The sequence below is a fragment of the Shinella sp. AETb1-6 genome (assembly GCF_009826875.1).
GTDB classification, from domain to species: domain Bacteria; phylum Pseudomonadota; class Alphaproteobacteria; order Rhizobiales; family Rhizobiaceae; genus Shinella; species Shinella sumterensis.
In genome coordinates this window covers 192,449-204,054 of record NZ_WUMM01000001.1, presented here as the reverse complement: position 1 = coordinate 204,054, position 11,606 = coordinate 192,449, and the positions used below count along the sequence as shown (strand labels likewise).

Below are 11,606 nucleotides of genomic sequence, written 5' to 3'. Positions count from 1 at the left end.
ATTTGCCCACGGACGCAGATTTTTTCCGATGCGGTATGGACAAGGTCGGAGAACGTCTTTATACGCCCCGTCAGACCGCTGGAGCGGTCAAGTGGGTGATTAGCTCAGTTGGTAGAGCAGCTGACTCTTAATCAGCGGGTCCACGGTTCGAGCCCGTGATCACCCACCAAATCAATTGCTTAGCGCATTTCTACCAACGCGCTTTCTCAGAAAATGACCATGTCCAAGGCGCCTCACGGCGCCTTTGTCGTTTGTGCGTGTTCGGCCCGCGCGGCAGGGAGGACGGTCCCCGATTTGGTTGGTAAAGCTGTTCCTAACGCTGCGACAATTGTGTGTCTGAACAAGACGGAATCACGGGCCGATTTTCGCTGCGGCAGTGGAATTTACCATGCGACCGGGCATTTCCCTCTGGTTGTGCCTTTCCGCTTGCATGAAAGGTGAAGGCGAACAATCTGACGTTCCGGCATCGTGCCGATGAACGGTCAGGATTGTGTTTCATGCCGAACGAGCTTCGATCTCTTCAGTATCTGCGAGCTGTCGCCGCGCTTTTGGTCGTGATGGTCCACTACCAGGCGCCGCTGGCGCGGCTCGGTTATCACGGATGGTCCCCACAGGCACTCGGGTCTGGTGTCGACATTTTCTTCGTCATCTCCGGCGTGGTCATGTGGCTTTCGACGGTGGATAAGAACCTGACGCCGGGTGATTTCCTGCTGAAGCGGGCGTTGCGCATCGTGCCGATGTATATGCTCATCACGCTGTTCATCACGCTGATCATGGTCGCGTTCCCCTGGGCCGTGAGCAACGGGCACTTCGATGGTGCGCATGTCGCAGCGTCGCTGCTGTTCCTTCCCTGGGAGCATCCCGATCTGAGAGGGCATCTCTATCCGGTTTTCGTGCCCGGCTGGACGATCAATGCCGAGATGTTCTTCTACCTCCTGTTCAGCGTGGTGCTTCTGCTTGCGGTGCGCCTGCGGATCGTTGCGGTCGCTCTTGCCTTCGGCGCACTTGTGCTCATAGGAGCTGTCCTGCATCCGACCGGTTCGCTCTCGTTCTACACGGAGCCTTATCTGCTTGAGTTCCTGTTCGGCCTCGTGATTGCGGCCGGTTACAGGACCACCGGGCAGATCGGCGTTCTGCCGTCGGCCCTGCTGGTTGCGGGCGGTGTTGCCTGGCTGGTGCTGTCCGCCGTGTTCGAGCCATCTGTGCAGGATATCGATCGCGTGATCACCTGGGGTATCCCCGCCGCCATGATCGTCTGCGGCAGCATGTATCTCGAGCGCGCGGGCGCGCTGCGGCACAGCCGGATCATGCATTTTCTCGGGAACGCGTCCTATTCGATCTACATGACCCACACGATCGTACTGTCGGCCTGCGGTCTCGTGCTGTCGCGCCTCCCGCTGTCGCCGGTCGCCCAGCAATTGATCTATCGCCCCTTCGCCATGGCTGCGGTGGTAGCGGTGGGCTGTCTGACCTATCTTGTGGTCGAACAGCCCATGACACGGGGCCTCCGAGCACTTGTAGGCCTGCGGCAACGACGCCAGCAGATCGCCTAGCGCCTTTGTGCCGAATGCCGGCAAACGCCCTTGCCTCGCGGGCCTCGTTCGCCATATTGCCTCCCGAACCGAATGGAGGACCAGGCATGACGGATATCAAGCGACCGGAAGAGGTGGTTGCCTATTGGTGCGATACGCTGACGGCCGAGAACTGGTGGAACTCCACGCCGGAACTCGATGCATGGGTCCACGGGCAATTCGCCGCCACGCATCTGGCGCTATCGCGCGGTGTCGGGCCGCAATGGCGTGCGAGCCCCGAGGCGCGGCTGGCGGCCATCATCGTGCTCGACCAGTTTCCGCGCAACATGTACCGCGCATCGCCCATGGCCTTCGCGACCGACTGGCTGGCGCTCAGGGAAGCGCGGCTTGCTCTTGAGGCTGGGGCGGACCAAGAGGTCGATTACGGGCGCCGCCACTTCTTCTACATGCCCTTCGAACATTCCGAATCGCTGGCCGATCAGGACCGCTCGGTGCAGCTGTTCGAGGCGCATGGCGATGCCATGTATCTCGATTATGCCATCCGCCATCGCGACGTGATCGCCGAGTTCGGCCGCTTTCCCCATCGCAATGCCTATCTCGGCCGCGTCTCGACGCCGCAGGAGGAAATCTATCTCGCCCAGCCGGACGCGGGCTTCTAGGCGCCGGGCGGCCCCATTTAAAATGGCCGCATTCATGGCTAGAAGGGTGTTCGTTCGCGCGTCTGCGAAGTCGCCTGTTTCCGTTCAGTGAGGATGGCCCGTTGCCGATCTCCCGTCTCCTGTCCATTCTTCTTGCGGTTTTCCTGTTGGCCGCTTCCCCCGCCGGTGCCCAGACGGCGCCGACGGTCGCGACGGATGTGGGCACGCAGCTGGACCAGGCGAATGCCGGCCTCACCACCGCCGGCAAGCAGCTCGACGACATCCGCAAGCAGGTCGATGCCTACGAGACCGACGATAACCGCCTTGTCGACCTCAAGGTCGAGGCGGAGACGCTCAACCGGTCCATTCTGGCGATTTCCGTGGCGCTGCGCCCGCGGCTCGACGCCATCAAGGCACGGCAGACGGAGCTCGGCGATCCACCGGCGGACGGCGAGCCCGCCGAATCGGCCGTCGTGGTGGAGGAGCGCAAGAAGCTCTCGGCCGAACGCAACCAGATCAATGCATTGACCGGCGAGGCCGAAAATCTCTCCATCGAGGCGACGAAGCTTTCCAACCGGATTACCGAAATCCGCCGGCAGCTGTTCAGCGAGGCGCTGCTAAAGCGCACGGAAATAACGCCCGACCTCTTCAGCGATGCCGCCACCGCCATCGATGCCGAGGCGCGCACCTTGCAGCGGACGGTGACGGCCTGGCTCCAGTTCGTCTGGAAGTTCAAGCGGTTGCAGCTGCTTGCCGCCGTTTCGCTCTCGCTGATGGCGGCCCTTGTGCTTCTCACGGGCAGTTACCGGCTGTTTTCGCCCTACATCACGCGCGTCGCCCAGCAGGAAAAGCCGCACTACATCACGCGGCTTTCCGTCGCCTTCTGGTCCACGGTTCTGCCGACGGCGGCCGCGGGCGCTTTCGCCGGTACCAGTTACTTCTTCATGGATGCGTTCAAGGTCCTGCGGCCTGACACCGCTCCAATGCTTGCCGTGGCGCTCGCCGTCATGGTCGGCATCTTTTTCGTGGGCCAGCTTGCCAATGCCGTGCTGTCGCCGGGCGACGGGAACTGGCGGCTGGTGCGGGTATCCGATCATGGTGCACGTCTGCTTTGGCTGCTGATCTTCAGCATGGTCATTGTCAACGGAGCGGACTACTTCCTGGGCACGATCAGCGAAACGCTGGGCTCCCCGGTCATCCTGACCGTGGTCAAGAGCTTCTTCGCCTCCATCATCATCGGCTTGCTGCTTCTCGTGACGGCGTTTGTCCAACCCGTCCTGCGGCGCGGGGAAGCGCCGGAGTCGCAAGGTCATCAGTGGCCGCGCTCCGTCTTCGTGCTGCTTGTCCTGACCGGCCTCGGCCTCATCCTGGCATCGCTGCTCGGCTATGTCGGCCTGGCGCGCTTCGTGGCGGCGCAAATCGTCGTGACGGGCGCAATCCTCGTGACCATGTATATCGGCTTCCTGTCCGGCCGCGCGGTGTCCGCAAACAATGCCTTTGGTGCGACTGCGGTCGGCAAGCGGCTGGAGGAGCGCTTCGGCCTGAGCCCGATCGTGCTCGACCAGATCGGGCTGGTATCCGGCTTGAGCATCTACCTGCTGATCATCGTGCTCTTCCTGCCGATGATCTTTCTGCAGTGGGGCTTCCAGATCGCCGACATCGAGTCCTGGGCGTACCGCATCTTCACGGAAATCCGCATCGGCAGCATCACGATCTCGCTGGTCGGTATCCTTGCGGGGATCGTGCTCTTCGCGCTCGGCTTCATCGTCACGCGCTGGTTCCAGAAGTGGGTGGACGGCAACGTGCTGGCGCGAAGCCAGGTGGATGCGGGTGTGCGCAATTCCGTGCGCACCGCGGTCGGCTATGCCGGCGTGGCGCTTGCCGGGCTCATCGGCATATCGGCGGCGGGCATCAACCTGTCGAGTCTCGCGCTCGTCGCCGGTGCCCTCTCGCTCGGTATCGGTTTCGGCCTCCAGAACATCGTGTCGAACTTCGTCTCCGGCCTCATCCTGCTGGCCGAACGCCCCTTCAAGGTCGGCGACTGGGTGGTGGCGGGAACGACGGAGGGCTTCGTGCGGCGCATCTCGGTGCGCGCCACGGAGATCGAGACGTTCCAGCGCCAGACCGTGATCGTTCCCAATTCGGTGCTGATCAACGGACAGGTCGGCAACTGGACGCATCGCAACAAGCTCGGCCGGATCGATATCGCTCTCAGCGTTCACGCCGGCAACGATCCCCGCCAAGTGCAGGAGGTCATCGCCGATGTCGTGCGCGGCCAGCAGGGGCTGTTGCGCAACCCCGAGCCGGTCGTCGTTTTTCAGGCCTTTTCCGCCGCGACGCTCGATTTCGAGATCCGCGCCTTCCTTGCCGATATCCTCAACGGTACGGCCGTGAAATCCGAACTGCGTGCCGCCATCCTCGAGCGGTTCCGCGCTGATGGCATCGCCATGTCCGGCCCCGCCGCCCCGGAGGTGCCGGTCAAGATCTCGCCGGAGGGGGCTCTCCTTCTCTCGACGCTTCTCGAACAGGCGACGGACAAGCTGGCGAAACCGGCCGCCCAGCGCAACCGCAAGCCCGCGCAGGATCCGTCCGATGCCTGATTTGCGGCACATGAATGCCGCATTCACGCTGCATTCAGCCGTCCCCTCATAAAACACATGCAAATCCCGCCGGGGAGCGATAGTGTTCTTCAGGGCGTGTGAAGAGGGGCGGCGCGTTGCGCCGGGCAAAGATGAAGCGAATGATCATGATGCTGCTTGTGTCGGCCGCAATGACCGCGCAAGCCGAGGCCGCCTCCGTGACGAACAAGGATGCCGAGACGCAGGTGCTGGTGGTCGTCGAGGACGGCAGCCGCGCGGAGATCGCGCTGGAGCCGGGCACGACGGAAACCATCTGCCCGTCCGGCTGTTTCCTCACCATGCCGAATGGCGACCGCATCGCACTCGGCGGCGGAGAAGAGGTCGAGATCAAAGGCGGCGAGGCGCTGGTCAAATAGGCCACGACCGTGGTTTCCCATGACGGGAACTTAACGCTTTCTCAAAGGGATGCATCTACGCCTTAACGTGGGGAAAATCTACGTAAGAAGGCAGATCATGGGGTTCATCGGCATTTCCGGGATGCAGTATTCCGGCGCGTCTCTTTCGCATCATCGCATCATCGTTGCCGAGGATTCCAACGTCTTCACATCCATGATCTCGAAACGGCTCAAGGAGCTGTTCGATATCGACGTGGAGATCTGCCGCAGCTTCGAGGAGCTGGAGCTTGCCTATGACAAGTCCAGCGAGAAGATCACGCTGGCGATCTCCAATATCAACCTGCCGGGCGCGGAGAATGGCGAGGCGCTGAATTACCTCGTCGACCTCTCCATACCCACCATCGTCTTCACCGGCACCTTCCAACAGACGACACGCGACCAGCTCCTGTCCAAGGAGATCGTCGATTATATCCTGAAGGATAATATCTTCGCCGTGGACATGCTGGCGGAGTCCGTCTGCCGCTTCCTGACCAATCACAATCACCACGTGCTGATCGTCGATGACAGCGCCACGGCCCGTGCGCTGCTGTCGACGCGGCTCAAGCGGTACAACTTCCGCGTCAGTGTGGCGGAGAACGGCGCGGCGGCGCTCGCGCTCCTCAAGGCGAACCCCGATATCGGGCTGATGATCACCGATTACAACATGCCCGACATCGACGGCTTCGAACTGACGCGGCGAATCCGCAGCTCCATCGGCTCGCACCAGCTGCGGATCATCGGCATCTCGTCATCGACGGACAGGCTGCTTTCCGCGCGGTTTCTCAAGGCCGGCGGCAACGATTTCATCATGCGGCCCTTCATCGATGAGGAGTTCTACTGCCGCGTCAACCAGAACCTCGACACGCTGGCGCAGATCAGGAGCGCGCAGTTCAAGATGGCCGGCTGAGCCTGCCTTTTGCCGGCGTTTTACCTCACGTAACGTGAGATATTTCCGGCCGGATTAACGACTTGGTAAAGCGTGTGGGTTGTAATGCCCGCAGACGAATGTGTCATCGGGGTAGGGGAAGCGTGGACGTGGATTCGAATCCGCAGCGAGGACCGGCATTTCTGCGTCATACCGGCCAGAAGGTGCTGCTCGTGGAGGATTCGCGCATGTTCTCCACGGCGCTCAAGTACCGGCTCGAAAAGGAGCTTGGCCTGGATGTCACCCACTGCTCCAGCATGGCGGCGGTACGGACTATCTTTCAGGGCGACGCGCCGGAATTCGCCCTTGCCGTTCTCGATCTCAACCTGCCCGACGCGCCGAATTGCGAAGCACTCGACTACGTGATCTCGAAGGGCATCGCCCCGCTCGTCTTCACCGGCTCGTTCAGCGATGCGACCCGCGACCAGATCCTGGCCAAGAACGTGCTGGATTATGTCGTGAAGGACAATCCGGCGGCGATCCAGCAGCTCGTGCTTGCGGTGGACCGCATCCTGACCAGCGGCAAGACGCAGGTGCTCGTGGTCGATTCCGATCCGGAAAGCCTTGAGAAACAGGTCAGCCTCATCGCCAAGCAGCGGTTCCAGATCATTGCCGTCGATACGGGGGCCGCCGCACTGGAGGCGCTCGATTCTCATGGCGGGATTGACATGGTCGTCTGCGATATCGCGCTCTCCGACATGAGCGGCTTCGATCTGCTCAGCGAGATCCGCAAGCGCCATGGCGACGATGCGGTGCGCGTGGTGGGGCTTGCCCAGTCCGAAGACCGCATGGTTGCCGCCCGTTTCCTGCGGGCCGGGGGCGACGAATATATCCAGAAGCCCTTCCTCATCGAGGAATTCAACAGCCGCATCTTCCATGTCGCGGCGATCCAGAAGCGGGTGCAGTCGCTGCACCGCATCGCCGCGCGCGACTACCTGACGGACATCTATAACCGCCGCTACTTCTTCGAGGCCGGGCCGCGGCTCGTCGAGCAGGCGCTTCGGCGCGGGGAGCTGATGTCGATCGCCATTCTCGACATCGACCACTTCAAGCGGCTGAACGATACCTACGGCCACGAGGTCGGCGACGTCGTGCTGAAGGCCATTGCGCGGCGGCTGAAGCATCGCGTGAGCGACCGGCATCTGCTGGCTCGTCTCGGCGGCGAGGAATTCGGCCTCATCTTCAATGGGCTGGGCCTCGACGAGGCCCTGGATTACTGCGAGCGCCTGCGTGAGGAGATTGCGGCCCAGCCGATCGATGCCGATGGCGAGCCGTTGACGATTACCGTGTCCGTCGGCCTTGCGGTCATTTCCGACCGGGAAACCTTCGACAACTACCTGAATGCCGCCGACCAGTTCCTTTACATGGCCAAGCATGCCGGCCGTAACCGGGTGTTCTCGGAACTGTCGCTGATGAAGGCGCTGGCAAGCTGATCCCCGCCGCAGGGACGGGGACCTCCCTTATTTCAGGATCGTCCGATCAGCGCGCGATGGCCGAGAGCGTCAGCTTGCGTTCGGCGCGCTCCTGCTGGGGCGAGCGGTTGTAAAGCTCGCGGTAGCACTTGGAGAAGTGCGAGGCCGAGACGAAGCCGCAGGCGACGGCGACTTCCACCACGGGCATGGAGGACTGCACCAGCAGGTGGCGGGCACGGTCGAGCCGGATTTCCAGGTAGTAGCGGGCCGGCGAGCGGCCCATTTCCTGACGGAAAAGGCGCTCGATCTGGCGGCGCGACAGGTCGGCGCCATCGGCGATTTCCAAGAGCGAGAGCGGCTCGGAGAGGTTCTTTTCCATCAGTTCGATGATCGACAGCACCTTGGCGTTCTGCACGCCCAGTCGGGCGCGCAGCGGCAGGCGCTGGCGGTCGTGCGGGCCGCGCACGCGGTCCGTGAGGGCCTGTTCGCAGACGCGGTTGACGAGGTTTTCGCCGAAATCCTGGTCGATCAGGTTGAGCATCATGTCGAGCGAGGCCGTGCCGCCGGCGCAGGTGTAGATGTTGCCGTCGATTTCATAGAGATCGGCATAGACATCGGCCTGCGGGAATGCCTCGGCAAAGCCCGGCAGGTTTTCCCAGTGGATGGCGCAGCGCTTGCCAGAGAGGAGACCGGCCTGTGCCAGCACATGCGCACCTGTACAGAGCGAGCCCACGGCGATGCCGCGATTGTAGACCTCGCGCAGCCAGGCATTGACCGACTTGTTGGAGAAGTCCTCGACATAGATACCGGAGCAGACCAGCACCATGGAGGGGCGGTTTTCCCCGCCGAGATGCTTGCGCTCGTCGGCAAGCGAGGAGTTCACCTCGATGCCGATGCCGCTGGAGGACAGCACCTGCTGCCCGTCCGTGGAGGCGAGGCGCCAGGTATAGGCCTCGTATCCGAGCATGCGGTTGGCGATGCGCAACGTCTCGATTGCCGCCGAGAAGGGCAGCATGGAGAAGTTGGGCACGAGAAAGAAAACGAGAGAGCGCTTCTTGACGTCTTGCTTGTTCATCGGCGTGTCCATGCTGGTGAGGCGGAATGTCGCAATCGTCGCAGGCAAGCCGGCCGTCGCGCTAGTATTTTTGCGACAGGAAAAAGGATGGTTGCGACCGGGACGTATGCCGTATCGCTGAGATGTCAGCGTCTTCCGGCGAAATTATGACAAAAGTGCGTGGGTTGCGTATTTGCGACGTCGCTTGCGCCATGGCCGGATTGCGACGGCGGTGCTTCGTCAAGGCCCGCTGTTTGACAAGATCGTTCGGCGCAGCGAGAAAGCAGCCATCGAAAGAGAGGCGACAAATGCTGCCAGATGGATATTCGGACGTGCCGGCGGGCAAACTCGCAGCGGTGGTGACGCATCTCGAAATGCGCAAGCCGCCGCAACTAGGGCCTGACCCTGAACAACCCGGCATAACGCTTGCGCATGTCGAGACGCCTGATACCGCATGGTATCGCGATCTCTACGCGCGCGTCGGCACCGATTGGCTTTGGGATTCGCGCCTCAGAATGGCGGAATCGGACCTCGCGGCGATTCTGACCGATCCCGACGTCGAGGTCTATGCGGTGATGAAGGATGGCCGCGCGGAGGGCCTGCTGGAACTGGATTTCCGCGAGGAGGGGGCCTGCGAACTCGCCTTCTTCGGACTCACGCCTGCGATGGTCGGGAACGGTACGGGGCGCTGGTTGATGAACCGGGCGATTGCGCGCGCCTGGTCGCGGGAGGGGCACGCACCGATCGGGCGCTTCTGGGTGCACACCTGCACGCTCGATTCGCCGCAGGCGCTGAATTTCTACATCCGCTCGGGTTTCGTGCCGGTGAAACGGCAGGTCGAGGTCTTCGACGATCCGCGCCTGACCGGCGTGCTGCCGGAAACCGCCGCGCCCCAGGTGCCGATCTTGCGGGCCTGATGCAAAACCGCCGGCTTGACGTTGTCTGTCAGAGCCGGCGGCCTAGGCTTGGTCGATATGCGGCGTACAGCCGTTACAGTCTGCCGTCATCGTGTCGACTTGGGCGCTGTGTTGGTTGCCGCGCGGAAGCCGATGTCCTTGCGCAGGTCATAGGGCATGCTTTCCATCTCACGCTCCTGACGGCTGCGTTCCCATGCGGAGACGATCCGCCCGAAGAGTTCGCGGACGAGATGAGCAAGGCTGTGGCCGAGCCGGGCGCCCGTTGCGCGCCGTTCCTGCCGATGTTCCAGTACGAGTGTCATGTTAGGTTCCTTTCGTGCTTGGGAGTTCCGAAAGGTCGCGACCGTGGTCAGACTGTGCCGCAACCCAATGCATCAATCAAACGAATATATTTGATCCGATCGATCAGCGTTCTTCATGGTCTGACGCTGGCGGCCACTGGATATCCTGCTTGAGGTAGTCCGGCAGCTGGGCCAGTTCCCAGGCCGCGTGATCGACCGAGAGACGCCGGCGGCGGGCCTGGATTTTCTCACTCACGAACCGCCGTATGGTATAGTAGAAGCCATTTCCGCGGGCGCGAACGGCAATATCGCCGCCGAATATGGGAGATTTTTCGCTTTTCATGGCGTTTTTCCTCATGTTCGTTTGTTTGCCCGTTGACTATCCGCCTCACTCGGTTTTCAATCAAACGAAATGAAATGAGCTTTCACTTCATTTTTTCTGATCCATGGAGATTGGCCATGAACCTGTTGATGCGTCAGACGCTGCCGCTGCTCGAGCTGGATATCCTGCGAACGTTCGTGGCGATTGCCGAGACCGGCAACTTCACGACAGCCGCCGAGACCGTGCATCGCACGCCGTCGGCCGTCTCCATGCAGATCAAGAAACTCGAGGAGATGCTGGGCTGCTCGCTGTTTCGCCGCGATGCCCGTTCGGTCGTGCTCACCCACCAGGGCGAGGTGCTCCTGTCCTACGCGCGCCGGCTGATCGCGCTCAGCAATGAAGCGGTCTCACGCTTCATGATGCCCGAGATGAACGGCGTCGTGCGCCTTGGCGCGCCTGATGATGTGGGCGAGCTGATCCTGCCGGAAGTGCTGCGGCGCTTTGCCGAAACCTACCCGTCGATTGCCGTCAACGTATCGATCGAGACCAGCAGCACCCTGCGCCGCGCGGTCGCCGAGCGGCGTCTCGATCTGGCGATCTTCAACGCGACCGATGGCACGCTTCCGGTTCCCGGCGAAATCCTGCTGAAGGAACAGCTGGTCTGGGCGGGAAAGAACTGCGGCAATGCCTATCTGAAAAATCCGCTTCCCGTCTCCGTCTGGGAAGAAGGCTGCATCTGGCGCGCGCGCGCCCTGGAGGAGTTGAGCCAGTCGGGGCGCGATTTCCGGGTCGCCTATTTCTGCGCCCACCATATGGGCCAGCGCGCGGCCATTCGCGCCGACCTCGCCGTCGCGCCGCTCGCGCGCTTCCTGGTCGGTGACGACATGGTGGCACTGGGCGAGAAGGACGGCCTGCCGGACCTCGGCCACTATCTCATCGGTCTCGTCGTCAACGAGGAAGCGGAAGCGCCCGCGCAGGCGGTCGCAGACTATATCCGCTCCGCCTTCGCCCGCATGGAGCGGCGCCCCATGGACATGCTGCAGGTCGCCTGCTGATTTGGGAGGGCCGGGCGATCAGCCCGGCTTTCGCCTATTCGTAGGTATAGGACGCGCACATGTCCGCATCGCTTGCGGGCGGCTGCGGGGTCGAGAAGACCGCGAGAACGGTGCCGCTGCCGTCGCTCGTCTCCCAGGAGGCGACATAGGTGACGGGCGCGCCGCACAGTGTATTGCCGTTGAGCAGGACGGGATCGCGCGCCTCCGCGAGGCTGAAGACATGGGCCTCCACCGATTGGCCGTCGACCGTGAACCGGTCGGCCACCTGCTCCTCGAAGGTGAGCTGTTCGCCGTTTTCGAAGGTGATGCCGGTCTCGTCCAGCTCTATATCGCCGGTGATGGAAACAGCCGTGTTGCTGACGGCCGCATAGGTCTCGGCGAAAGCGGGCGAGGCGAGCACGACGCAAAGGGCGGTGGCGGCGATGGCGGAACTGGTCATGGTGTTCTCATTCTTTTC

General features: G+C 62.3%; 12 protein-coding genes and 1 tRNA gene. 9 read left to right on the top strand and 4 right to left on the bottom strand.

Going from position 1 to position 11,606, the window contains the following annotated elements; translation table 11 throughout:
• Positions 1–93: 93 nt before the first annotated feature.
• The 7 genes from GR158_RS00970 (at position 94) to GR158_RS00940 (ending at position 7,541) form a co-directional block, all read left to right on the top strand.
• Positions 94–169, top strand: a tRNA-Lys gene (locus GR158_RS00970).
• A gap of 328 nt (positions 170–497) precedes the next feature.
• Complete coding sequence (locus GR158_RS00965) at positions 498–1,553, top strand: acyltransferase (RefSeq protein WP_160869382.1); 1,056 nt, start codon at positions 498–500, stop codon at positions 1,551–1,553.
• Between the two features lie 86 nt (positions 1,554–1,639).
• Positions 1,640–2,191 (top strand): DUF924 family protein, encoded by a 552-nt coding sequence (locus GR158_RS00960; protein WP_160869380.1) that lies wholly within the window; start codon positions 1,640–1,642, stop codon positions 2,189–2,191.
• A 101-nt stretch (positions 2,192–2,292) separates the two neighbouring features.
• A complete protein-coding gene (locus GR158_RS00955) occupies positions 2,293–4,770 on the top strand; it encodes a mechanosensitive ion channel family protein (RefSeq protein WP_202402108.1) in 2,478 nt (825 codons plus the stop codon).
• Positions 4,771–4,910: 140 nt separating this feature from the next.
• Entirely contained in the window at positions 4,911–5,165 is a 255-nt protein-coding gene (locus GR158_RS00950; RefSeq protein WP_371731604.1) for a hypothetical protein, read from the top strand.
• Between the two features lie 97 nt (positions 5,166–5,262).
• A complete protein-coding gene (locus GR158_RS00945; protein ID WP_160869376.1) occupies positions 5,263–6,090 on the top strand; it encodes a response regulator in 828 nt (275 codons plus the stop codon).
• A gap of 128 nt (positions 6,091–6,218) precedes the next feature.
• Positions 6,219–7,541, top strand: a complete 1,323-nt coding sequence (locus tag GR158_RS00940) for a diguanylate cyclase (protein WP_230640021.1) — start codon at positions 6,219–6,221, stop codon at positions 7,539–7,541.
• A gap of 46 nt (positions 7,542–7,587) precedes the next feature.
• On the opposite strand, the gene GR158_RS00935 is transcribed toward GR158_RS00940, so the two are convergent.
• Positions 7,588–8,595 (bottom strand): GlxA family transcriptional regulator, encoded by a 1,008-nt coding sequence (locus GR158_RS00935; RefSeq protein WP_134649479.1) that lies wholly within the window; start codon positions 8,593–8,595, stop codon positions 7,588–7,590.
• A gap of 287 nt (positions 8,596–8,882) precedes the next feature.
• Between GR158_RS00935 and GR158_RS00930 the strand changes: the two genes are divergently transcribed.
• Complete coding sequence (locus GR158_RS00930; RefSeq protein WP_160869374.1) at positions 8,883–9,491, top strand: GNAT family N-acetyltransferase; 609 nt, start codon at positions 8,883–8,885, stop codon at positions 9,489–9,491.
• Positions 9,492–9,577: 86 nt separating this feature from the next.
• On the opposite strand, the gene GR158_RS00925 is transcribed toward GR158_RS00930, so the two are convergent.
• Both GR158_RS00925 and GR158_RS00920 read right to left on the bottom strand, forming a co-directional pair.
• Positions 9,578–9,793, bottom strand: coding sequence for a hypothetical protein (locus GR158_RS00925; protein ID WP_160869372.1), 216 nt, complete (start codon positions 9,791–9,793; stop codon positions 9,578–9,580).
• Between the two features lie 103 nt (positions 9,794–9,896).
• A complete protein-coding gene (locus GR158_RS00920; protein ID WP_160869371.1) occupies positions 9,897–10,115 on the bottom strand; it encodes a hypothetical protein in 219 nt (72 codons plus the stop codon).
• 116 nt (positions 10,116–10,231) lie between these two features.
• Here GR158_RS00920 and GR158_RS00915 point away from each other — a divergent pair, with 116 nt between their 5' ends.
• Positions 10,232–11,149 (top strand): LysR family transcriptional regulator, encoded by a 918-nt coding sequence (locus GR158_RS00915; RefSeq protein WP_134649475.1) that lies wholly within the window; start codon positions 10,232–10,234, stop codon positions 11,147–11,149.
• 34 nt (positions 11,150–11,183) lie between these two features.
• Here the strand turns inward: GR158_RS00915 and GR158_RS00910 are convergent, their stop codons facing one another.
• Positions 11,184–11,588: a hypothetical protein gene (locus GR158_RS00910; RefSeq protein ID WP_160869370.1), complete on the bottom strand. Its 405-nt coding sequence runs from the start codon at positions 11,586–11,588 to the stop codon at positions 11,184–11,186.
• Positions 11,589–11,606: the final 18 nt, after the last annotated feature.